Below are 22,570 nucleotides of genomic sequence, written 5' to 3' on the forward strand. Positions count from 1 at the left end.
AGACAATAGAGGATCGCCGACCCGCCTCCCCTAGCGTCGGAATTCTAATTTATTGCCGTCGGAGCGGGATAGGCCGGACATCCTGCTCTTTTCCGAGACAGAAAGTCTTAATTGCGGTGCGCGGCACATCCACCCGGCTAGATCGAGGAGGTTGGGACTAAGGTAAACTCACACCCGTAAGCGATCGAAAAAACTGTCAGGCTAGGAGGAGAGGCACCATGAGTACAACTGTCGGAACAGCCCCACGCAAGAAAAGCACGCGAACTAAAAAAACGACGAGCTATCCCGCGTTGCTCGTGACACAGAACAAGCACCGCTTCTTTTTCACTACTATCCCTGTCGACGATCTTTTCGAATATTGCTTCGTCGCAAGACGAGACGAAGACCCGGGGACAGGCTTCCAGCGAGCATTGAACGAATCGCGTGCAGATGACATAGCTGCATACTTGGCAGCTGGGACTGGTTCGATTCCGAGCAATATCGTGCTCTCCGCTCAGGAGGTTTCCAACTTCGCTTACAACCGGAAGACGAAATCGATCTCATTTTCCCGTGAACAGGCTGCCTTCTTGGTACTGGACGGCCAGCATAGGCTATGGGGTTACGAGAAATGCTCTGTGCGCCATCGTGTGCCAGTAGCCATCTATGAAGGTTTGACGAGACCTGAAGAAACCAAGCTGTTCATCGACATCAATACAACGCAACGTGGGGTGCCTGCGGCGCTCCTGTTGGATATCAAAGAACTGGCTAATGTTGAGGACGCGAGAGAGCATACCCTCCGCCAGATATTCGATCGTCTCAATACCGACTCGAAATCCCCAATCGCTGGCAAGCTTAGTGCGGCAAAGTCGCTCGCAAATCGGATCTCGCGAGTCACATTTAATCGAGCGGTCGGCCCCGTCTTATCATCGGGTGTAGCTCTCGACGCCGGTGCCGAGAATCGATATAAGCTCATCCTGAATTTCTTGAATGCATGGGACGCTGAGTTGCAAGATAAGTCGATGCTGCTTCGATCAGCATTTTTTGAAGCAATATTTGAAGTATTTGGGGAGGCTGTGCAGAACACCCTTACTGCGAAGAAGAATGCGAAGCAGCTTGCGATCCAAGTCACTATCCGCCCCCTCGCACGACTGAACTACTTTGGCACAGGAGGGAGGACTCTACTGCCTAAGAAGGCTATCGTTACGATCATGCAATCGGCGTTACGAAAGACCGCGCCAATCTCCGCCGAAATGCTATGACGCTCCCACAGGGCGCCCTCTGGCAACGAATGCGTCAGCGTGCACTTGACGCGATTCCATCCGGCTCAATCGTCGATTTCAGGTCGCCAGTGACTTTGGCTGAATGGCAGGCGGAGGGCACTTATACGATTTCATCTACGAGCTCAAGCAAGTTCACAATCGCTGTCGCTCCCACTGACTTCGGCGGAGCGCTACTCTCGGATGCAGCGTTCCACCTCGACCATGCACTTGAGCACCAAACATCCCTCATGAAGACGCTAACGAGCGGTCAATGGAGCAGCCCCGCTTGGCAAGTCGTGACTTTCTACTACTGGTCGTACTTTTGCGGGATGGCTCTGTCGCGACTGCTTGGGAGGACGGTTTGGTTCGTCACGCCTACTCTCGCCCAGCAATTCACAAGCCTCGCGGCAACGGGATCCGCTCGCGTGACGCAAGGAACTTACGAACTGATTTGCGGGGGCTCCTTAAGCGTAGGGGTCCGCGAGCTTGCTTTGGTGAAGCGTCAGAGACGCGTGCATGAACAGCTTTGGACCACTGTCTTCGACCTTCTCACTTCCTTGCACCAGGAAGTCGGTGCTGGCGTGGCAGCGCCGCAGGAGGAGCGTCTATTCCTGGCAATTATCAATTCGGCTCGTATCTTGGGAGACGACTGGCCCAGTGCATTCCGAAACATCGTCAATTACCGCCCGGGATTCGCATACACAGCTCCTCGATTTAAAAATCGGCTCGACGCTTTCACATATCTTTCGATGCAGGAACAGTCGATTGAGCGCCTTGTTGATAGGCTCGAAGATAACTGCATTAGCATGCGGCGCGATCCTAGTGTCGAGACGCAGCCTAGAATCGCAGCAAGAATGCTTGCAGACCTGACAGTTCTGATCAGTCGTATCGCCCACGCATTACATGACGAAATAATCGAACGCAATGGTGTCGATCGACGGTGGCTCGCGAGCAAGCGCCGCTTCGCAAGCCAGCAAGGCCTCAATTCGGCAGGCGCCCCATGGCCCTGCTGACGTCACGTTTTACACTATGTGCTTTCCTGTTCTCGGGAAGCTGATCGTCCGCTTAGGGTACTTCTGCGGTCAGTGCAGGATTCTTCACGACGGACTGCAGTTGGCCGAATCCGGAAGTCCGCCGGCCACCAGGCGTCACTGCAGGGCCGGACTTCCGTAGCCGACACGTTGCCGTCCTTCACGTTAGTACACTAGGAACGGCTGTTCCCTAGCGCATAACGGCCCCCAAGCCTACTTCGCTACTGCTACTAGCGTGCTCTGCCTTGAAGTGACGTTTTTCATGTGGCGGAGAACGCGACGGCAACGGAACGCCAGAAGATGACGGTCTGACTTCGCGTGTATCGAATCGCCAGTAAGCAGACCCCACAGGCGGTGAGGCTCGCAAGATCTAAAGATCTGGGGAAAATTCAGAGTCCGACGCAAGCCAATTCAGGCCATGTAATGTTGTAGTGTCTAGGTCAAACGGCAATACTCGCAAGCGCAACTCGGGAGTGAAATAGAACGGCTTGAGCGCCGCCTCGAACTGCCGCGTGCGTGGATAGATCAAAGTCAATTCGCCAGCGCCACCGAGATACTTTTGGCCGTAGGCATAGAGTTGATAGAAATCGGCCTGTTTGAGCCCATAGTTGTTGGTACGGTCCGCACCATCAATCAGTTTCCACTTGGCGTCGAGGATCCTGGCAGCGTCTGGGCCCTCGATCAAAAAATCCGGTTCGAGCTTGAAGATGCCAGTGCTGTCATGGTTGCAAAGCCAGTGCCGCGATCCTTGCTCCGTCAGTCGGTAGCGCACAGGCAAACGCATACGCAACGCGTGGCCTACGTAACGTTCGAAAAGCTTCTCCATGGGGAACAGCAGACTGATCCCTTGCGTCTCACCGGCTAGCGCCAGCGGTACCTGGTCGCCCAACACGATCTGACACCAGGGCCTGGCCTGGACATAATGCGCCATCAGGCGGTCCGTGCGCCACGCCCGGAAATCCGCAGACGCGTTTCGACTGGCGGGGACCTCGTGAAGGAGGTGCAGCAGTTCATTGGCAAGGCGCCAGTTGTCGGCATCCCGGGTGCTTTTGCTCACACGTAGCAACCCGGACTTGAGTAGCCGGTTTTCGGCACGGTCTGGCGAAAACACGTCATGCCGGATGTTCAGCAGATCGGCGCGAGCAGGCGACGCGCGCATTTGTTTTGCGACATTCAGTTGGCCGCGCAAATAGCGCTGTTCTTCTTCGATACGAAGATAGTCGTGTCTCACGCCTCGCTTGATCACATGCTCGAGCGCCTGTAGAAACCGTCGCATCACCCACTCGGTGATGGGGTGATCAAAGCATTGAAGGGCAGCCTCATCGCCTTCGCGCGGCGTAATTTCCATTGCCACTTCAAGCATGCGGCGCAGTAACGCTCGGGCTGGCTCGACAGTCTGGGCGTCGGCGCGGCTTACATGCTTGGGCAGGACCTCGAGACGCAGGCCGCCAGGCGATTCAAGCACTCCGACATAATTGTCCAGACGTAACCACCGCCGGCTTTCGACATGCAGGACTTGTGCGCCAGTTTGCCCGCGCATACGCGCCGAAATCTCGCATAGCCATTCGAAGTCGGCGCTCGTAACTTGGGCCTGATCTAGCGACGTGGGCACTTCGCCCGTCGTTAAACGAGCGAATTCGCGGACAGTAAGCGTGCGCGCGCTCATGCTTCGGTCGACAGGATGCCCGCATAGCTTTCAACGATGTCGAAGGCTTTTGTGTTCACTTCCCAACGTTTTTCGCGCAGCATGCCGACCTGCTCCGCACCAAAAAGTTGTGCCAGTGGCGCGCCACGCTGTCGTATGAAGCGCAATTCATCTGCCTTGCGATGATCGTTCAACACCCAGATGATTCGCTCCCAGTCCTCGAAGAAATATTCCTGGAGCAGCGGGAATACCTGATGCCTGAAGATTCGAGCCAGCGTCTCCAGTGTGTTGCCCCCTTCGGCTGTCAGCGGCATGAAGTACGCGTGGCCCAGCATGTGGTCGCGATCAAGTAATAGCTCAATGCGCTCATTCATCACCGCAAGCATTCGGCCGATGTTGATGCCAGCAACGTGTACGCTATCGAGAAAATCTGGCCGAGGCGCCATTTCCCTGAAGGTGAAACGTCGGCGCAAAGCGATATCCAGGCCCGTTAGGGAACGGTCAGCCGTGTTCATCGTACCGAGCAGATGGACATTGTCCGGCACAGTGAATGGCGTCTGCGAGTACGGCAACGTAACCGTCAACGCTTCTGGATTGCCGGCTCGCTTGCTGGGCTCGATGAGCGTAATCAGTTCACCAAAGATGCGCGAAACATTTCCCCGATTGATCTCGTCAATGATCAACACATAAGGCGTCGCGTCGGCTCCCGTCGGTGGAGGCGCCGGTGCCAGCAAGGCGTCAAGTTTCGTCATGTCGATTGAGCCGTCGCGCAGTTCATAAAGCGTCATCTGGCTGAAGCGATTGTTCATCAATTCGCCGAAGGCCAGGGACGGCTCATAGGACCGTAGCCAACGTACAGCACGGCTCTGCCTGTAATCGTCGCCTTCCTCGCGTTCGATATGTCGGTAGGGTCCTGTGATCTCGCCAAGTGCCCGGAACTTCAGATTCCCGTCCGTCACGACTATCAGGTCGCCGGTCTTCATTACGTTTATGAAGGTGTTGACCGCCGTTGCGGCGTAGTCGTTGACATCGGGTTGATGCCCGTGTTCGCGCATCCGTGCAGAGACGTCCGCTCGTGAAGCGCAGCCAGTGTAGTCGAGCGCGTAACCGTAGCCCAGCAGCGCCATCCCTTGCCTGATGCAGTCATCGTAGACGTATGCGTCGTCGCCTTCAGCTGCACCTAAAGACATCTTCCAGATGCGGCGTCCGGAGAGTTTAATGGGCGGCTCGGTCTCGACGGATGTGTTGGTTGCGGCGGACCCCCGTGCACGATCGCACAGCGCCTTGAACACCCCGTCAACGACTTGATAGCTGATTTGTCCATTGCTGTGGCTGACCGCACGTATTCCCTCCACGAAGTCCTCGTAGCTGAAGCTTTGGTGGAAGGTGACGAAGCGCACGCGCCCGGCCTGAGCCAGCTCGTCGAATCTTGTCTTCAATGCAGAACGCCGATTCAGCCTGTCGGCCGCAGCGTTGCCGACAGGCTCCGGATACTGCGCCAGCAACTCGGGATCCAGGACGCGCAATGTCTCGTCAATGGTGGCATACGTCTTGCCGGTTCCCGGGGGGCCGTACAGAATGGTGTTCATTAGGCGGGCATCTGGAGGTATGCCGCGCGGTGTCCGCTCGATTGGATCGGACTCGTCTGGGTCGACGTCAGGAGACGCTGAAGCGCCGTAGTCCGACGGCCGGTAGCCTTGCCCTATCAAGTCGCTCGCATAGGGAGCGACGCGCGGCGCCCACTCGTCGAGCCAGCCATTCATGGCGGTCGAGTCAGGATGCGTCACGGGCGACATCGCCGGGCGGTCTGCCGAACCCTTGCAGAGCCATTTGGCAAGCTCACAAGCAGGTCGCCCCGCCCTCAGCCGAATTCGAAAACTGACGCGCCATGCTGAGTGGCCGAGCTTGCGTCGCCCGAATCGCAAGTCGGTGTACTTGTAGTTTGGCCCACCTGTCGTCCACTGGTCGGCATCGGGATAACGTTCGCGTAAGCACTCAATCACCTGCCAGGTCCATTCACGATCCGCATCAGACTTGAATGAGGCGAAGAGGTCCTCACCGTCCTTGTTCAGGTAGTTTTTGAGCAATTCCAGTCTCCGGGCAGCTATGGTCGTAATCACGACGCAAATCATACCGCGTGGCTCGGCGATCACGTCGCATCTGCTTTATGACGGCCCGGTTCGGTGGGGGCGGTTGCTTGGAGAACGACGCAAGATTCGCGGGTCGTGCATACCCTTAGCCAGATGACCTGTAAGGTGTCATCCTCCAACGAAGGGTCGCTATCAGTGGTGTCGCCGACGATCAAATGCACGCGCGATGGGATGGACGAGCGTCTCTTGATGGCCGAACGCGGAAGTTCCGCGGTCGCCAGGCCCGCCGCAGCTACGGATCCTCGGTTCCGACCCTTAGCCGTCGTCGATATCTCTAGAAAGTGGACGCTCCGACGTCGCCTTCGCGACCATTGGACTCATGTGGGCTACGACTCGATGAAGCAACGATACCCGCAAGCGTCGCGCACACGGCCTCGATGTTGTCAGGGCGCAGGTTTGTCGCACTGAGTAGTAAGCCGCCTTGCGCGTGATTGCGGCGAAGGTACCATGCGGAGAGTGCCGAAGGTGCGAGGCCGCGTGCGCGGGCAATGCCGACAACCACGCGGTCGTCGGCGGTTTGTGGCAGCGGTGCGATCACACCCAGACCCGCCATCAGCGTGCCCGGCAGAAACTCGCTGACATGCGCCAGCGTCAGGCGGCGCCGTTCGCCATAGAGTGCCTTCATCTGGCGTAAATGCCGCAGGTAGTGCCCATCCCGCAGAAACTCCGTCACCGCCAATTGGGTGGTCCGGTTCGGCGCCGGGGCCAACACGGCGCAGACCTCCACCAGACGCTCCGCCACTGCGCGCGGGGCAACGACGAAACCGAGGCCCAGCGCCGGGCTGATCGTTTTGCTGAACGCGCCGATATGAACGACACGCTCGGCGCCCTCGCCGGCGGCAAGCGCCGGTGCGGCCCGGCCGTCGAGCTGTAGTTCTCCGAGATAGTCGTCTTCGATGATCCAGCCCCCCCTTGTCGCCGCCCATTCGAGCAGCGCGCGCCTGCGTGCCGGCGACATCGTGACGCCCAGCGGTGCATGCTGGCCGGGCGTGACCAGCGCCAGCAAAGCGTCTGGCGCGCTGGCGACGCCGGCTTCGACGCGCAGCCCCTCGGCATCAATGGGTACGGGTACGACCTCGGCTCCGGTCACTTCCAGTGCTCGCCTTCCGAGCGGATACCCTGGCTCCTCGAGCCACGCCTTGCGGCCGTGCGCGCGCAGGGCGGTCAGTGCCAGCATCAGACCCTGCCGGTATCCACTGGTAACGATGATTTGATCCGGATGACATTGCATCTGCCTGCTTACGGCCAGGTGGCTCGCGATCTGGGCTCGCAGGGCAGGCTCGCCGCGCGGATCAGCATAGGCCGTGTAAGCGAAGGCATCGGCGCGTACGGCACGCGTCCGCATGCGGGCCCAGAGCTTGGCGGGAAACGCGTCGTGGGCAGGTACGCCCATTTGGAACGGAAGCGGGACGCTCGAGAACGGGCGGGTGAAATCCGCCAGAGGCCCATCGAGTGCGGCTTCGCCGCCGGCTCGCCCGACAGGTAGCCGCGCGCATACGTGTGTGCCCGCGGAGCCCGCGCCGAACACCAGATTCTCGGCGATCAGACGGTCGTAGGCGACACGGATGGTGCCGCGGGCGACGCCAAGCTGCGCAGCGAGGTCCCGGCCGGAAGGAAGACGCTGTCCAGGTAGGAGCCGACCCTCGACGATCGCCTGTCGCAGGCTCGCATGGATCTGGTCGCCGATCGGCACGGCGGTGGCGCGGTCCACCAGAACGGACAGCACGGCGGGCGAATTCGGGTGATTCATTTTGGGCCAGTCGTTTCTCCACTTTTTGGGCCTGTATCTTCAATGCCTGGCGGAGTAACTTTGCGTTATGACATGAATCGCGGCCCAAGTCGATAGGCGGCTCGGGCGCGCGGACCGCGACGCTAGACCCCATCACCAACAGAAAAGGACCGAGATGACCCGCTTGAATTGGCAAGAGATAGCGCCTGACGGCGCGAAGGCGCTTTTTGGTATCCACCACTATGTCACGAAGAAGACGGATCTCCCCGAGGAGCTTGTCCACCTCGTGTTCCTCCGCGTCTCCCAGATCAACGGATGCGCGCATTGCATTGACATGCATAGCCGCGATCTCAGAAAGACCATGTCGGTCGACAAGATCACGCTGGTTCCGGTGTGGGATGAAGTACCGCACCTATTCGCCGAGCAAGAGCGGGCCGCGTTGGCCTGGGCGGAGGAAGTGACGCGCGTCAGTGAGACGCATGCCTCAGACGAAGCCTATGCGGCCGCATCGGCAGCATTTTCGCCCAAGGACCTCGTTGATCTCACTATTACGATTGCCGCCATGAACGCATTCAATCGTCTCGGCGCCCCGTTTCGGCTTCCAGTTGCGGCAGCGGCGTAATGCGGGAACGCAGACCGCCCTCATGCATTCAGTCGGGTAGCCCACACAGTTGAACACTGATCCTTCAACACTCCTTTATCGACCGAGGGGTGCTCGAAGGGCATTCAGCCATTTTCCGTTTCCGGTATCAGCCGATCCTCCGAATAGAGCCAGATCTTCGGAGAAAAATCGGGCTAATTGAGCGGGAATCTGGTGCAAGTAAGTGGTTTGGAAGCTGCAGAGTCGCGCTAATGGAAATCAAGCCAGCAAGGAATCAAGTCTCGACTGCTGCCTGTGCCAAAGCAGCCATTCGTTCAGCGATGGGCAATGACGGTTACTGGCCGGAAGGAGCCAGTCGGATACACCAATCATTTCAATTGCGGCGAGCAAAAACACGTCAGAGCATTCAGTAAAAGCCGTGTCGATGCATACGCTCACCGCCACTCGTCGTTGTCCCGTCCGCGGGCAACGACTTGCATGTCAGGCGACGATCCTCCCAGCGCTGCGCGTCCTCAATCGTAACGGTCGTCCGCATCACCGCATCCCCGCAGTCAAGGCACCCCCAACACCCCGGCCGCCACATCCCAAGTCCGATCTCCCAAGAACCACCGCGCCGCATGCGGGCCGTGCAACGTGTGGTGATTACCCGACACGCGGACCCAGTTGCCTTCGGGCAGGCCGAGGACAGGGGTGTCGGGCGAGAGGGTGGTGAACTCGGCCAGGCGCTGGTCGCGGGTTTCGCCACGGAAGCCGGGCACCACGAGGTTGTAATAGTGCGGGTTGAGCTGGAACGGGATCAGGCCGAGGGCGTCGAGGCCGCCCGGGTCTACCACCGGCATGTCGTTGGTGGTGCGGATGCTGGGCGTGGCGAGGTTGGAGCCGGCGCTCCAGCCGATATAGCGCGCGGCGCCGGCGCGCACGCGGGCGGCCATCGGGGCCAGCAGCGCCTGCTGGCGCAGTACCTGGAGCAGCCGGAAGGTATTGCCGCCGCCCACCACGATCAGCGTGGCCGCGTTCACGGCCGCCAGCGGGTCCGCCTCGGCGTGCAGGCCGCGCACGGTGATGCCGATGGGCGCCAGCGCCTCGCGCACCTGATCGGTGTAGGCGTCCCAGTCACGCGTGACCCCGGCGTAGGGGACGAACAGCGCGTCGGTCCGTCCATCGGCCAGCTCCGTGATGGCCGCGTGCGCGTGCACGAGGTAGCCGTCGTCGGAGGTGGAATTGCTCAGCAGCAGGAGATCCATGTCGAAGCAGGTCGTCGTGTTCCGTTATGCGGAACCGCGATCCGGAAGTTGGGTAAGCCGACGATGGTACCCAAGGTGGCGGGCGCGTGACAACCGCCGCTCCGCCGATCTCCCTATATCTATCACTATCTATTAGTGTGTCTGGCGGATTCCGGCCCCGCTCAGTCGATCAGCCGCCCGTGGGCGTCGAAGAACGGGTGCGCCGGGCCGTAGTCCCCGCTGGCAGCCAGGTGGGTCACCAGCCCGTGGGCCGGGTGCCACCAGTGCAGCAGGTAGCCGGGCGGCTCCATGCGGAAGCGGGAGGCGGCCTGCGGGTCGAGGTCCAGCGCCACCTGATGGGCCGGCCCCGGCGCGGTGATGGCGATGGTGCCACCAAAGCGTCGCGTGATCTGGCGGTGCAGGTGGCCGCAGACCACGCGCTCCACCTGCGGGTGCCGGGCGATCACGGCCTCCAGCGCGGCGGCGTTGTCGAGCCCCTGCTGGTCCATGTGGCCGATGCCGGTGACGAAGGGCGGATGGTGCAGCATCAGCAGCGTCGGTTGGGCGGGCGCGCCGGCCAGCGTGGCATCGAGCCAGGCCAGCCCTTCGGGCTCCACGCGGCCGCCGGGCTTGCCGGGGACGGTGCAGTCGAAGCCCACCAGCCGCAACGGGCCCGCCGCCATCGCATAGTGGATGGGCGCCTCGCCGTCGCCATGGTCGAACAGGTAGCCGTGGTCGGGGAACACCTTTCGCAGCGTGGTGCGGTGGTCGTGGTTGCCGGGCAGCAGCCGCACCGGCATCGGCAGCCGTTGCAGGATGTCCCGCAGGAAGCGGTATTCGTCTTCGCTGCCGAAGTCGACCAGATCGCCGGTGATGATGACCGTATCGGGGATTTGCGGGGCCGCCAGCAGGGTATCGATGGCCAGATGCAGCGCGCCGGCCGTATCGACCCGCCGGTAGGACAGCTTGCCGCCGGCCTTGATATGGAGGTCGCTCAGTTGCGCGACGAGATAGGGTGCGGAGGCGGTCATGCAGCGTCGGGGAGGGTAATCAGGTGGGCGGTGTCGATGCGCAGGCCGACGCGCGCGCCAGCCGGCCAGCCGTCGCGGCGCGCGGTATCGACGATCAGCGGCGTGGCGGCGCCCACGTCCACCAGCAGGCGTGTGTGGTTGCCGAGGAACAGCGCGGTGACCACGGTGCCTTCCACATGGGCGCGATCGGCGCTGTCAGCGTGCACCAGCGCCACGTCTTCGGGCCGGAACATCAGCCGCGCCGCGGGCGTGGCGGGGGCATCGCTGGGCGGCCCCATCGGCACGCGGCCGCCCGGCACGCGCCACAGGCCCGCTTCGGCCTGCGCGGGCAGGTGGTTCATGGTGCCGATGAAGTCCGCCACGAAGGCGTTGGCCGGCGCGCGGTAGATCTCCTGCGGCGTGCCGGACTGGGCGATGCGGCCCCGGTCCATGACGATGATGCGGTCGCCCAGCGCCATCGCCTCGGCCTGGTCGTGGGTGACGTAGACCGCGGTGATATGGAGGCTGCGCAGCAGCTGGTTGATGTCCGCGCGCAGGGCGTCGCGCAGCTTGGCGTCGAGCGCGGTCAGCGGTTCATCGAGCAGCAGCACGCGCGGCTGCACGGCGATGGCGCGCGCCAGGGCCACGCGCTGGCGCTGGCCACCCGAGAGCTGGTCCACGCGGCGGTTGGCGAACGGTTCCAGGTGCATCATCGATAACATATCGCCGACGCGCCGGCGCTGCGTGGCGCCATCCACGCGCCGCACGCGCAGGCCATAGCCGATGTTCTCGGCCACGGTCATATTGGGAAACAGCGCGTAGTTCTGGAACACCATGCCCACGCCGCGCTGCTCGATCGGCTGGTCGGTCACGCGGGTCTCGCCAAACCAGACCTCGCCGCCCGCGTCGGGCGCTTCCAGCCCGGCGATGATGCGCAGCGTGGTGGTCTTGCCGCAGCCGGACGGCCCCAGCAGCACCACGGTCTCGGCGGCGCCGATGTCGAGGTCGAGCGGTTGCAGGGCCAGCGTGCCGTCCGCGAAGGTCTTGGCGCACTGGCGCAGGCGAATCGGGGTGGGTTCATGCATGGCGGGTCTCGGCGGAAGCGGTAACGGGCGTGGTGGCGGGTACCGGCGCGGTGGCCGGCTCGGCAGGTTCCGCGACATGGCGGCGTGCGCGCGCGCCCATGGCGCTGAATGCCTGCATCGCTACCAGCAGGGGAATGATCATGACAAAGAAAACGATGGTGTAGGCGGAGCCGATCTCCAGCCGCATCGACGCGTAGCTGTCCGCCAGCCCCACCGGCAGGGTTTGCGTGGTGGGGGTGTGCAGCATCCAGGTCAGGTTGAACTCGCCCACGGACAGCGTGACCACCATCAGCGCCCCGGCCAGGATGCCCTGCCGGCAGTTCGGCAGCACCACGGTGAAAAAGCGCTGCAACCGCGTGGCGCCCAGGCTGGCGGCGGCGTCTTCCAGCGTGCGGATGTCGATGGCGGACAGGATGGCCAGCACCGCCCGCACCATGAACGGCAGCGTGAACAGCACGTGGCCGATCAGGATGAACACCCAGCTCGTGCGCAGCGCCTGCCAGCCGCCATAGAGCAGGATCAGCCCCAGCGCGGTGGCCAGCCCCGGCACGGCCACCGGTAGCATCAGCAGTTCCTCGATCAGCCGGGTCACGCGGTTGCGGCGCAGCGCCATGTAGTAGGCGGCGGGCACGCCAATCACCAGCGTGCAGGCCAGGCAGGCCAGCGCAATGCCGAGGGAGAGGAAGATGGTGTTGCGATAAAGCGCCCAGACCTCCAGCAGCCAGCGCGTGGTCAGCCCGCTGGAGAGGCCCACGAAGATGTTGTTGGTCAGCCCGGCCAGCACGGATAGCACCACTGGCACGGTCATGAACAGGCAGACGGCCAGCGTGAGCGCCAGTTGCAGCCAGTAGCCGGCGCGGCGGCGCGGCTTCGTCATCGGCGGTTTCTTCATGGCTTTTTCGGGGTGCTCATGCGGTGGCGGCGACGGCGTCGCCCGAGATCCAGCGCGCCACGGCCAGCAGGGCCCAGGTAACCGCGCCGAGCAGCAGCGAGAGCGCGGCGGCCATGCCGAAGTTGGCGTAGTTGGTGAACTCGTTGTAGATGGTCAGCGGCAGCACGTCGAGCTGCGTGGCGAGTGTGAACGCCGTGCCGAAGGCGCCCATGCTGGTGGCGAAGCAGATCGCCCCGCTGGACAGCATGGCCGGCATCAGCGCGGGCAGCATGACGTCCCGCACCACGCGCCACGGGCTGGCGCCGAGCGAGCGCGCGGCTTCCTCGAGGGACGGGTCGAGCTTCTCCACGGCGGCCATCACGGTCAGGATCACGCGCGGGATCGAGAAATACAGGTAGCCGACGAACAGCCCGGCCAGGCCGTAGGCGAAGGTCCAGCGCTCGCCGGCCAGCGCGTCGCCCACCATCGCCAGCAGGCCGTTGCGCCCGCCGAGCATGATGACCATGAAGCCGATCACCACGCCGGGAAAGGCCAGCGGAAAGGTGAGGATGGCCACCAGCACGGGTTTGCCGGGCACCGCGTGGCGCTGCAGGAAGGTGCCGGCGATGCCGGCAATCACCAGCGTGGCCAGCGTGACGGCGGCGGAGAGCGCCACCGTCACCATCAGGCTGTGCAGGTAGCGCGCGCTGGTCAGCACGGTCCAGTAGACGCCTGCGCCCTGCTTGCCGGTGACGCTGACCTCGATCAGGCGCGCCATCGGCAGGCAGAAGAAGGCCAGGAACACCACCAGTGCCGGCAGGGCGAACAGGAACAGCGGGAGAGAGCGCTTGGTCATGGCAGTGACGCAGGGATTTACCGCACTTCCTTCATGTACTGCTCGCTGAACGCCTTCTGCGCGGCGGCCATCTTGCCGAAATCGACCGGCTTGGCGCGAGCGTAGTCCGCCGCCGGCAGGAAGCGTGCTTCCACGTCCTTCGGCATCGGCACGTTGCGCACCGGGCGCAGGTAGGCGTTGGCCCACAGCGCCTGGCCGGCGTCGGACAGCACGAAGTCCAGCACCTTGCGGCCCTCGGCCGGATGGGGCGCGTTGTTGACCAGGCTCATCACGTAGGGCACCACCAGCGAGCCTTCCTTGGGGATCACGAAGGCCACGTTGGCGCGGTCCTTGTAGCGGGCGCGGTAGGCGTTGAAGTCATAGTCGAGCAGGATCGGGATCTCGCCGGACAGCACGCGCGCGTAGGCGGTCTGCTTGGGTACGATCGGCTGGTTCTTCTGCAGGTCCTTGAAGTACTTGTAGGCCGGCGCGAAGTTGTCCAGCGAGCCGCCCAGGGCCTGGTTCACAGCCACGGCGCCCACATAGCCGACGAAGGCGCTGGACGGGTCCAGGTAGCCGATCAGCCCCTTGTATTCCGGCTTGAGCAGGTCTGCCCACGACTGCGGCACCGGCTTGCCGCGCAGCGCATCCACGTTGACCATGAAGCCCAGCGTGCCCGAGTGGATGGCGAACCAGTTGCCCTGCGGGTCTTTCAGGCCATCGGGGATGTCGCCCCAGTGGGCCGGCTTGTACGGCTGGGTCACGCCGTCGGCCTTGGCCTGGATGCCGAAGGTGACGCCGAGGTAGGTCACGTCCGCCACCGGGCTGGCGCGCTCCGCCACCAGCTGTGCCAGTGCCTGGCCCGAGTTCTTGTTGTCGAGCGGCACCGTCACGCCGGTCTTTTCCTTGATGGCGCGGATCTGCGCGGCCCAGTCGGCCCATTCGGGCGGGCAGTTGTAGCAGATGGCGGTCTGCGCGGCCGCGCCCTGGCTGAAGGCGATGCCGAAGGCGGTGGCCGCCGCGGCGGTGGCGAGCCAGCGCAGCGGGCGGCGCCAGGAAAGTTGCGTGGTCATGTCAGGGCTCCCGGTTTGAGATCGATTGGGTTTGAGATCGATTGGATAAGGACAGCAGGACAGCAGGGCGGCAGGCGAAACGGTCAGGCGGTCAGGCGAAACTTTCAGGACGCAGGCGGCGCGGCCACGGTGCCGGCCACGCGCAGCCCGTGGGGCAGCAGGGTCACGCAAGGGGCGGACGCGGACAGCGCCTCGGGGCGCGTGCCGGCGTGCAGGCGCTTGAGCAGCAGGCGCACGGCGGTGGCGCCGATGTCGGGGTTGGGCTGCACCACGGTAGCCAGCGGCGGCTCCACCAGCGTGCCGAGCGCGATGCCGTCGTAGCCGAGCACGGAGACGTCGCGCGGCACGCGCAGGCCCAGGCGCTTGAGGTCCGAAATCACGCCGATCGCCAGCAGGTCGTTGGTGCAGAAGAAGGCGGTGGGCGCGGCGGAGGCGCCCATCAGCGCGCCAATCCGCTCGCTGTGGCTGGCGGTATGGGAGGGCAGGTTCACCGGCGGCAGCGGCGGCAGGCCGTGGGCGCGCATCGCATCCTCGTAGCCGGCAAACCTTTGCCGGGCGCGGTCAGATGCCATGAACGCACCCGACACCACCGCGATGCGCCGATGCCCGGCGGCGATCAGCGCGTTCACGCCCTCGCAGGCACTGGTGCGGTTGTCTACGGAGACCGAGTGCCGCCGGCCCGCCGGGCTGGCCTGGTTGTAGGCCAGTACGTAGGGCACGGCTTCACTGTCGAGCTGGTCGAGCACGGCGCTCTGCGCGGCGTCCGAGACGGTCAGCACCATGCCGTCCACGCGGTGGCGCAGCAGGTATTCCACGCGCTCGCGCTCGCGGGCGGGGTCGTAGCCGCTGGTCACCAGCATCAGCGAATAGCCGGTGGCCAGCGAGACTTCCTCGATCCCGGCCCAGCATTCGGCGAACACGGCGTTTTCCAGCGTGGGCAGCATCACGCCCAGGATGCGGGTCTGTTGCGAGCGCAGCTTGGCGCCGAGCAGGTTGGGGCGGAAGGCGAGCCGGCGCGCGGCGTCGTGCACGCGCTGGGCGGTGCTCTCGCGCACCAGCTGCGGATGGCTGAACACGCGCGAGGCCGTGGCCAGCGAGACGTCAGCGGCCAGCGCCACGTCTGCCAGCGTCACGCCATTGCCGCGTTCGCCTTCGGTATCGGCAGACAGAAAAACGGAGCGGCGGGCGTTGGGCATGGGCGGTGTCGGCGGTCAGGCGGCGAGCAATGAAAACGTTTTCATTGAAGCGCCAAAAAATCAGGCGTCAAGATATTCCGTCGCTGCAGTGCCGCATTGGCGGCAGGCACGGCGGACTTGCGCCTGGTGATTCGGGGTGGATTCTCCGACGGTTTCGTGACGCCGGCGTGACAGCGCCCATGCGTCTTCCGTCACAAAATTGCCACAAAAGATCGGGAATATGCCGAACCGGGCGCATGGACGCAGCCTCTGGCAGACGCGCCCGGTGTGATGAAGAGTGCACGCTGAATGGGAACCCCCCTGCAAGTGGGGGATCAAGTTGCGTCTTGGGCGCGCCGTTAGCCAGCAGTGGGAGTGGCTTTTGCCCACAGCACGATCCACAGCCAGTTTGAGTGCAAGCCTTGTCGCGACCTCTGACGCCTACTATTGCCGATTGCCTCGAACACCAACGCCTGCGGCCTGTTTTCCAGCCGATCGGGTCGCTCGCCAATGGCGAGATCATTGGCTACGAGGCCCTGATCCGCGGTCCCGCCGGGACGCCGCTGGAGAGCCCCGTCGCGCTGTTCGCTGAAGCGGCGCGCGTGGGTTGTCTGGTGCGGCTCGAGCGCCTGGCATCGCGCATCTGCATTGCCGCGTTCATGCGCGCCGGGCTGCCCGGCAAGCTCTTCATCAACTACAGCGCCGATTCGATCCGCGAGGTGGATAGCCATCGCGACGAGGTGCGCGCCTTCCTGAAGACCCACGGCATATCTTCGGACCGCATCGTCATCGAGCTGACCGAGCAGGCGCCGCTGGGCTCGCTGGAATGCCTGTCGCGCGCGGTGGAGTCCATCCGTGGGCGCGGCGCCCAGTTCGCGCTGGACGACTACGGCACCGGCCACGCCAGCCTGGGGCAGTGGATCGCCCTGAAACCCGATTACGTGAAGATTGCCCGCGTGGTGGTGGATGGCGTGGCGACATCGCCGTTCCAGCAGGAGGCGCTGCGCGCCATCCGCAGCCTCGCCGATAGCAGCGGCACGGCGCTGGTGGCGGAGGGGATCGAGCAGGAAGCCGATCTGCGCATCTGCCGCGACCTTGGCATCGACTATGCGCAGGGCTATTTGCTGGCGCGGCCCACGGCCGAGCCGCCGCTGACGATTTCGGAAGACGCCTTGCGCGTGATCCGTTCCGGCCCGGTGGAGGTCTTGCCGGGCGACAAGGTGTCCGAGCCGGGCAGCAACGCCGTAACGCGCCTGCGCTCCGGCGAGTAAGCCCGGGTCGTCCTTAGCGGACGGGGGCCGGCGCCATCGCCGGGGCCACGGGGAACGGGGATGGCACGCCTGGCACGCCTGGCGCGGACGCCATCGCCGGTTCCGGCTCCGATGCCGGCAACACCTCCACGACTTCATTGGGATCGAGCGCCATGCCGGGCTCGGCGGACTCCGCGTGCTCGGTATTTGCGCCGCCGCCTTGCCCATTCCCAGCCATTGCCGCCGAGGCACCCGAACCACCTGAACCACCCGAACCACCTGAGCCTACCGATGGCATGGCCTCCGCCTCCGTGGCCGGCAGCACCGGCCGGCGCGGCGCGGGGCGCGGTGTGGCCGGCGCCTGATCGGACTTGTTCGAGGCGAACAGCCGCTGGAACCAGCCCCGCACCTGCCCGGTGATCGAGGTGTACCAGGTCTTCTCGTCCGCCTCGGCAAACCGCGCACGACCGTCGATGACCCGCGTGCGCAGGGCGCGCTGGTAGAAATCGCCGACGATGGGCAGCGCGCTATGGGCGCCCTGGCCCCAGTAGTCGCTACGCAGCGTCACGCGGCTGTCGTTGAAGCCCACCCAGGCGCCCGCCACCAGTTGCGGATGCATCAGGATGAACCAGCCGTCGGCGTTGTCCTGCGTGGTGCCGGTCTTGCCGGCCACGTCGGCGCGAATGCCGTAGCGGCTGCGGATGGCGGTGCCGGTGCCCCGGTCGATCACGTCGCGCATCACATCGACCAGCGTCTCGGTGGCCGTGGCTGATAGCGCGCGCTCGGGCGAGGGTTCGCGGAACTGCGCCAGCACATTGCCCTCGCGGTCCTCGATGCGCGTGACCATGGTTGGCGCGAGGTACAGGCCGCCGTTGGCGATGGTGCCGTAGGCCGACACCATTTCCTTGAGCGTAACCGGGCTGGTGCCCAGCGCCAGTGACGGCACCGCATCCAGCTTGCTCTCGCGCACACCCATGGCCCGCGCCAGCCGCGCCACGCGGTCTGGCCCCACGGCCTGCACCAGCTGTGCGGTGATGGTGTTCTTCGAATAGACCAGGCCGTCGCGCAGGCTCAGGGCGCGGCCCGTGGCGGGGGACTCGTCGGTCGGGCGCCAGATCTCGCCACCGGCCAGTTGTATTTCCACGGGGTTGTCGAACAGCGTTTCCTCGGGGGCGTGGCCGTGCGCGAAGGCTTCGCCGTAGACGAAGGGCTTGAACGTGGAGCCCGGCTGGCGGCGCGCCTGCGCCACGTGGTCGAAGGCATCGACCGTGAAGTCCCGGCTGCCCACCCAGGCGCGGATGGCGCCCGTGGACGGGTCCAGCGCCATGAAGCCGGCCTGCACGCGCGTCTTTTGCTGGCGCAGCGCCTGCATGAAGGCGCGGTCGGCGAAGAGACGCTTGAGGGCGTCCTCCTCGCTCTGGCCACCGGCCACGGCGGCGCGGAACTCGGGCGTCTCCCGCACGAAGGCCTGCACCAGCACCCGGCTCTCCGCCCAGCCCGCGCGCGGCGCCCAGGCCGCGTTGGCAATCGACTGGAGCTGGTTACCCTGGCGCGTCACGGCCTGGTTGGCCATGGCCTGGAGGCGCGAGTCGATGGTCGTGTGGACCACCAGCCCATCGGTATAGAGGTTGTAGTCGTTGCGGTCGGCCCAGCCGATCAGCCATTTGCGCAGCTGCTGGGCGAAGTGGGCGGCCGGGCCGGGGGCTTCGGTCTGGCGCTCGAAGTCGATCCGCAATGGCCGTTTCTTGAGATTCTCGAAGCGGCCGGCGTCGAGCTTGCCGCGCTTGACCATCTGCGCCAGCACGATATTGCGCCGCTCCAGCGCGCGCTCGGGGTTCAGCACCGGGTTGTAGTAGCTGTTGCCCTTGAGCATGCCGATCAGCGTGGCGGCTTCCAGCACGTCGAGCTTGTCGGCGGATTTGTCGAAATAGGTGCGCGCGGCCATCTCGATGCCGAACGCGTTGTACAGGAAGGGCACCGTATTGAGATACGTCTCAAGGATCTCGTCCTTGGAGTACAGCGCCTCGATCTTGAACGCCGTGATCGCCTCCTTGAGCTTGCGCGTCATGGTGGGCGCACGGCCGATGTCCTCGGGATAGCGGTTGCGGGCCAGCTGCTGCGTGATGGTGGAGCCGCCCTGGCGGTCGCCCGAGAAGGTGTGGAGCGCGGCGGAGGCGGTGCGGCGCAAGTCCAGCCCATGGTGCTGGTAGAAGCGGTGGTCCTCGGTGGCGATCAGCGCATCGACGACATTGGGGGAGATGTCCTTGAGCGCGACCCAGTCGCGGTTGGCCCAGCGGTAGACGGCCAGCTCCTTGCCATCGGCGGACAGTACCTGGGCCGGTTGCTCGGACTTGGCCTTGCGGATGTCGCTGATGCCCGGCGTGAACGGAATCAGGACCAGCACATAGAGCAGGAACAGCGCCGGGATGGCCGCCGCGACCAGCAGGACTTCGCGCCGGGTGGGCCGGCGCAGCCGCTGGATTGCCGGTTGCAGCATTGGCAGCCACCGCGATTGCAGGTGGGCGCGCAGTCGTGCAAGCGGGGCGGCAAGCCTTGGCTTGATGGGTCTTCTGATGGGGTCCAGGGGCATGACGCAGGCATGTTGCGTCCGCATCACAACGGGTCCGCTCGCACGCCAATCTCGAAAGGTGTGAATCCTACCAAATCACGGGTCGGGAAAACCCGGATTTTGCGTAGTTCCCGGGTGCGTATCCCCCGGTAGGGGGGTGTTGCAGTAATGCCTACGACACATTCGTTTCATATTGGGTTGTAACAATCCGCTCGCCCCCCAGAGACCCGCACGGGCATCCGGTGCAGCAAGGCGCCGCCGCGCGCCCGCCGCGACCGGAACGGGGAAGCATCTCAATGTCTTAACAAAACGAGAAACCACAGTGAAGAAAGCTCTATTTGCCCTGGCGGCAGCCGCTACCTGCGCAACGTCCGGCGCAGCCCTCGCCCAATCCGCGTCCAACGTCACCCTGTATGGCATCGTCGACGCCGGCGTAGAAGTGGCGAGCCACGTGCCGGGCGGCAATGGCCAGACGGCCGTGCGCATGAACTCGGGCAACCTGTCCGGCTCGCGTTGGGGCCTGCGTGGCGTGGAAGACCTCGGTGGCGGCCTGAAGGGCATCTTCACCCTGGAATCGGGCTTCGATATCGACACCGGCGTGTCCGGCCAGGGCAACCGCCTGTTCGGTCGCCAGGCCTTCGTCGGCCTGCAAGGCAGCTTCGGCGCGGTGACCCTGGGTCGCCAGCAGAACTCGCTGTATGACCTGTTCGGTGCCTATGACCCGATGGGCGTGGGCCCGCGCTACTCGCTGAACAGCGTCGATTCGGGCTTCAACGGCCGCGCCGACAACGCCGTCAAGTACACCGGCAAGTTCGGCGGCCTGACCGCCACGGCCTTCTACAGCACGGGCCGCGACGCGGTGTCCGGCTCGCCGGGCGAAGTGCCGGGCGACTACAAGGCTGGCCGCAACGTGGGCGCAGGCGTGGCCTACACCGCCGGCGGCTTCTCGGTCGGCACGGCCTATGACCAGTACCAGGGCGCCACGTCGGCTACGTCCGACCGCGCTGTCAAGCGCCTGGCCGTGGGCTCGTCGTACGACTTCGGCGTGGCCAAGGTGTTCGCCGGCTACCGCTGGATGCGCGATGACGGCATCGCCACCCCGGCCACGGCTGCTGCGCGCAGCAACGTCTACTGGCTCGGCGGCCTGTACCGCGTGACGCCGGCCCTGTCGCTGACCGGCGCCGCGTACTACACCGATGCCAACGACAGCGGCAACGATCCGTGGATGTTTGTCCTGTCGGCCGACTACGCGTTCTCGAAGCGTACGGACGCTTACCTGAACGTTGGCTACGTGCGCAACAAGGGCACGTCCAGCCTGGGCCTGAGCGGTGTTGGCACGGCCGTGGCCGGCCAGAACCAGACCGGCGCAGTCGTCGGCGTGCGTCATCGCTTCTAAGCATCGCGCTTGAGCGAGAACCGGCAGGCGAGGCCTTTCCCCTCGTCCTGCCGGAAAGCACAACGCCCCTTACCCGGCTTGGCGGGAAGGGGCGTTCTGCTTGTTGTGTTCGGTATTTTCGGTATTGGGAGGCGGCGCGGGAAGGGATCAGACGGGCCGGGCGTTGCCCGCGTCCGCGGCGCGCAGGCGCTCCAGCGCCTTGGTCAGCATCGCACCTTCTTCTGCTTCAGCGGTGTGGCACAGCGTGTTGATGGCCTGATGCAACTGCGTCTTGTCGTGCGGCGAAAGCATGTCGGCTTCTTCCATGGCCTCCAGCTCCTTGCCAACGCGCTTGGCAAGCTTGCGCACGAATTCCGGATCGAGCTGCCCCTGGCTGGCGCCATGGGCAAGGTGGTAGACGAGGGCAGCTAGGCCCTCTGGCGTCGTTTCCGTCACGGCAATGGGATGGCGTTTCATGGCAACTCCGAGTTAAGGGCCATTTCATTCTAACGATGGATCAGGCCGCGTAGTTTTCGAAATTTGCGTCAGCAGAGGCTGGATGTGCGCGATGCTGCCCGCTGGCGACTTATTACGGAAATATTGCATCCGCAGAATGTCATCTTGTTGAGCCCGCTGAAGATATCGCACTGAATAATGCGACCGGAGGGGTTGCCACGGGCCGACAAAACCACCGCCTGGCCAATGTCCACGGCAAGCCATAGAGCTGCCGGGATGGGCCGGGTGGATTGCCAAGTAGCGGGGAATCAGAGCCGTCCTGAGGACGGCTCTATTTGTTTGTGCGCCGGCACATTTCCATTGCAGTCCCACGACGATTCGGAACCCGCAGCGGGAAAATCTTCGTGTGCTCGGCGAAATCAGGAAACTGCTATAGACCGCTCAAATCGCATCACGTGATGCTGTGTGCTCTTGCCATAAACGGAAGAGATCATGATGCGAAACGACAAGCGGCACATGCTGGATGGCGCGAGCCGCACCAGCACTGGTGGTTGGCTGATCGCCACCAGCGATTCCACAAACATGGGCAAACGCCTTGGCCTGGAAGGGGACCACGGCACGTGCCCCGCCTGCAAGGTCGGCGGCCCGGTCTACAACGACTGCGATCCACGCTGGACCGACATGGGGAAATCCGTGCTGGTGGAAGGCGCGCGCGTGTATTGCCAATGCAAGGAAAAGCCACGGGTGTTTGCATCGCAGTACACGATGTCGTCGGAGGTTGTCAGCGGCAATGTGAAGGGCGCGGCGGCGGGCGCCGATTCGAAAATGCCGTACACCCATAACAATTTGGCGAGCCGTACAACCACGCCTGACGCAGCGAGTCTTGCCGCGTACGAGGCGGATCCGACGATGATTTGTCCCAATATGACCAACGCGGAATTCTATGCGGCGGTCATGCGGGTACGGGATATTGCCGTCGCACACATGGAGGCGCGTTTGATGGAACTGGCGCGCTGGAGCGAGTCGGATAAGGATAAGGTACGCATCTGGTTTACGAATGCCACGCCGGACATTCGCAAACGCTTGCGTGAGGGAATCACGAGAATTCGGAAAATCTCTCTATCGCTTACCGAGAAAAATTTCGAGCGCTTTAGTGAGGAAGCGGTGCGGCGCGTTGGTGAACTGACCCCCTAAAGTTGGACGGGTAAGTTAGGCCGCGGCCAAGGGCTGGGTCCTGTATTGCACAGGACTCAG

Annotated in this window: 18 protein-coding genes; 6 read left to right on the forward strand and 12 right to left on the reverse strand. The window is 64.0% G+C overall.

The window, feature by feature from the left end:
• Positions 1-218: 218 nt before the first annotated feature.
• Positions 219-1,238, forward strand: coding sequence for a DGQHR domain-containing protein (locus tag SB751_RS24705; RefSeq protein WP_410748652.1), 1,020 nt, complete (start codon positions 219-221; stop codon positions 1,236-1,238).
• On the forward strand, positions 1,235-2,251 hold the full coding sequence (locus SB751_RS24710; protein WP_410748653.1) for a hypothetical protein: 1,017 nt from the start codon (positions 1,235-1,237) through the stop codon (positions 2,249-2,251). The genes SB751_RS24705 and SB751_RS24710 overlap by 4 nt, the downstream gene beginning before the upstream one ends.
• Before the next feature lie 388 nt (positions 2,252-2,639).
• Here the strand turns inward: SB751_RS24710 and SB751_RS24715 are convergent, their stop codons facing one another.
• The 3 genes from SB751_RS24715 to SB751_RS24725 all read right to left on the reverse strand — a co-directional run bounded on the left by SB751_RS24715 (position 2,640) and on the right by SB751_RS24725 (position 7,814).
• Entirely contained in the window at positions 2,640-3,935 is a 1,296-nt protein-coding gene (locus SB751_RS24715) for an McrC family protein (protein ID WP_092295401.1), read from the reverse strand.
• Positions 3,932-6,067 carry an AAA family ATPase gene (locus tag SB751_RS24720; RefSeq protein WP_244844916.1) on the reverse strand — a complete coding sequence of 712 codons (2,136 nt, stop codon included), beginning with the start codon at positions 6,065-6,067 and terminating at the stop codon, positions 3,932-3,934. The genes SB751_RS24715 and SB751_RS24720 overlap by 4 nt, the downstream gene beginning before the upstream one ends.
• A 271-nt stretch (positions 6,068-6,338) precedes the next feature.
• Positions 6,339-7,814 carry a PLP-dependent aminotransferase family protein gene (locus SB751_RS24725; RefSeq protein WP_092295398.1) on the reverse strand — a complete coding sequence of 492 codons (1,476 nt, stop codon included), beginning with the start codon at positions 7,812-7,814 and terminating at the stop codon, positions 6,339-6,341.
• 154 nt (positions 7,815-7,968) lie between these two features.
• Between SB751_RS24725 and SB751_RS24730 the strand changes: the two genes are divergently transcribed.
• On the forward strand, positions 7,969-8,415 hold the full coding sequence (locus tag SB751_RS24730; RefSeq protein ID WP_092295395.1) for a carboxymuconolactone decarboxylase family protein: 447 nt from the start codon (positions 7,969-7,971) through the stop codon (positions 8,413-8,415).
• Between the two features lie 530 nt (positions 8,416-8,945).
• Here the strand turns inward: SB751_RS24730 and pepE are convergent.
• The 7 genes from pepE to SB751_RS24765 all read right to left on the reverse strand — a co-directional run bounded on the left by pepE (position 8,946) and on the right by SB751_RS24765 (position 15,687).
• Positions 8,946-9,638 carry a dipeptidase PepE gene (gene pepE / locus SB751_RS24735; RefSeq protein WP_144203508.1) on the reverse strand — a complete coding sequence of 231 codons (693 nt, stop codon included), beginning with the start codon at positions 9,636-9,638 and terminating at the stop codon, positions 8,946-8,948.
• Between the two features lie 161 nt (positions 9,639-9,799).
• Complete coding sequence (locus SB751_RS24740; RefSeq protein ID WP_313819263.1) at positions 9,800-10,648, reverse strand: phosphodiesterase; 849 nt, start codon at positions 10,646-10,648, stop codon at positions 9,800-9,802.
• Positions 10,645-11,712, reverse strand: a complete 1,068-nt coding sequence (locus tag SB751_RS24745; RefSeq protein WP_144203512.1) for an ABC transporter ATP-binding protein — start codon at positions 11,710-11,712, stop codon at positions 10,645-10,647. The genes SB751_RS24740 and SB751_RS24745 overlap by 4 nt, the downstream gene beginning before the upstream one ends.
• Positions 11,705-12,589 (reverse strand): ABC transporter permease, encoded by an 885-nt coding sequence (locus SB751_RS24750; protein WP_144203550.1) that lies wholly within the window; start codon positions 12,587-12,589, stop codon positions 11,705-11,707. Before SB751_RS24750 ends, SB751_RS24745 begins: the two co-directional genes overlap by 8 nt.
• Before the next feature lie 31 nt (positions 12,590-12,620).
• On the reverse strand, positions 12,621-13,439 hold the full coding sequence (locus SB751_RS24755) for an ABC transporter permease (protein WP_144203514.1): 819 nt from the start codon (positions 13,437-13,439) through the stop codon (positions 12,621-12,623).
• Between the two features lie 17 nt (positions 13,440-13,456).
• A complete protein-coding gene (locus tag SB751_RS24760; protein ID WP_144203516.1) occupies positions 13,457-14,491 on the reverse strand; it encodes an ABC transporter substrate-binding protein in 1,035 nt (344 codons plus the stop codon).
• A gap of 104 nt (positions 14,492-14,595) precedes the next feature.
• The gene (locus tag SB751_RS24765) at positions 14,596-15,687 is read right to left on the reverse strand and encodes a substrate-binding domain-containing protein (RefSeq protein WP_410748654.1); all 1,092 of its coding nucleotides are present in this window, start codon (positions 15,685-15,687) and stop codon (positions 14,596-14,598) included.
• Between the two features lie 401 nt (positions 15,688-16,088).
• On the opposite strand from SB751_RS24765, the gene SB751_RS24770 reads away from it, so the two are divergent.
• Positions 16,089-16,937 (forward strand): EAL domain-containing protein, encoded by an 849-nt coding sequence (locus SB751_RS24770; protein ID WP_250025449.1) that lies wholly within the window; start codon positions 16,089-16,091, stop codon positions 16,935-16,937.
• A 13-nt stretch (positions 16,938-16,950) separates the two neighbouring features.
• Here SB751_RS24770 and SB751_RS24775 read toward each other — a convergent pair whose 3' ends face one another.
• Entirely contained in the window at positions 16,951-19,413 is a 2,463-nt protein-coding gene (locus SB751_RS24775; protein ID WP_410748655.1) for a penicillin-binding protein 1A, read from the reverse strand.
• A gap of 394 nt (positions 19,414-19,807) precedes the next feature.
• On the opposite strand from SB751_RS24775, the gene SB751_RS24780 reads away from it, so the two are divergent.
• A complete protein-coding gene (locus SB751_RS24780; protein WP_144203520.1) occupies positions 19,808-20,881 on the forward strand; it encodes a porin in 1,074 nt (357 codons plus the stop codon).
• Positions 20,882-21,028: 147 nt separating this feature from the next.
• Here the strand turns inward: SB751_RS24780 and SB751_RS24785 are convergent, their stop codons facing one another.
• Positions 21,029-21,337, reverse strand: coding sequence for a hypothetical protein (locus tag SB751_RS24785; protein ID WP_144203522.1), 309 nt, complete (start codon positions 21,335-21,337; stop codon positions 21,029-21,031).
• A gap of 471 nt (positions 21,338-21,808) precedes the next feature.
• Here SB751_RS24785 and SB751_RS24790 point away from each other — a divergent pair, with 471 nt between their 5' ends.
• A complete protein-coding gene (locus SB751_RS24790; RefSeq protein WP_410748656.1) occupies positions 21,809-22,510 on the forward strand; it encodes a PAAR domain-containing protein in 702 nt (233 codons plus the stop codon).
• Positions 22,511-22,570: the final 60 nt, after the last annotated feature.

Source organism: Cupriavidus sp. SIMBA_020, assembly GCF_046535395.1.
Taxonomy (GTDB): domain Bacteria; phylum Pseudomonadota; class Gammaproteobacteria; order Burkholderiales; family Burkholderiaceae; genus Cupriavidus; species Cupriavidus campinensis.

Coding starts and splice junctions, on each gene's coding strand:
- SB751_RS24705 (WP_410748652.1), top strand. CDS start 219: ATGAGTACAACTGTCGGAACAGCCCCACGCAAGAAAAGCACGCGAACT.
- SB751_RS24710 (WP_410748653.1), top strand. CDS start 1,235: ATGACGCTCCCACAGGGCGCCCTCTGGCAACGAATGCGTCAGCGTGCA.
- SB751_RS24715 (WP_092295401.1), bottom strand. CDS start 3,935: ATGAGCGCGCGCACGCTTACTGTCCGCGAATTCGCTCGTTTAACGACG.
- SB751_RS24725 (WP_092295398.1), bottom strand. CDS start 7,814: ATGAATCACCCGAATTCGCCCGCCGTGCTGTCCGTTCTGGTGGACCGC.
- SB751_RS24730 (WP_092295395.1), top strand. CDS start 7,969: ATGACCCGCTTGAATTGGCAAGAGATAGCGCCTGACGGCGCGAAGGCG.
- pepE (WP_144203508.1), bottom strand. CDS start 9,638: ATGGATCTCCTGCTGCTGAGCAATTCCACCTCCGACGACGGCTACCTC.
- SB751_RS24740 (WP_313819263.1), bottom strand. CDS start 10,648: ATGACCGCCTCCGCACCCTATCTCGTCGCGCAACTGAGCGACCTCCAT.
- SB751_RS24745 (WP_144203512.1), bottom strand. CDS start 11,712: ATGCATGAACCCACCCCGATTCGCCTGCGCCAGTGCGCCAAGACCTTC.
- SB751_RS24750 (WP_144203550.1), bottom strand. CDS start 12,589: ATGACGAAGCCGCGCCGCCGCGCCGGCTACTGGCTGCAACTGGCGCTC.
- SB751_RS24755 (WP_144203514.1), bottom strand. CDS start 13,439: ATGACCAAGCGCTCTCTCCCGCTGTTCCTGTTCGCCCTGCCGGCACTG.
- SB751_RS24760 (WP_144203516.1), bottom strand. CDS start 14,491: ATGACCACGCAACTTTCCTGGCGCCGCCCGCTGCGCTGGCTCGCCACC.
- SB751_RS24765 (WP_410748654.1), bottom strand. CDS start 15,687: ATGCCCAACGCCCGCCGCTCCGTTTTTCTGTCTGCCGATACCGAAGGC.
- SB751_RS24775 (WP_410748655.1), bottom strand. CDS start 19,413: ATGCTGCAACCGGCAATCCAGCGGCTGCGCCGGCCCACCCGGCGCGAA.
- SB751_RS24785 (WP_144203522.1), bottom strand. CDS start 21,337: ATGAAACGCCATCCCATTGCCGTGACGGAAACGACGCCAGAGGGCCTA.
- SB751_RS24790 (WP_410748656.1), top strand. CDS start 21,809: ATGATGCGAAACGACAAGCGGCACATGCTGGATGGCGCGAGCCGCACC.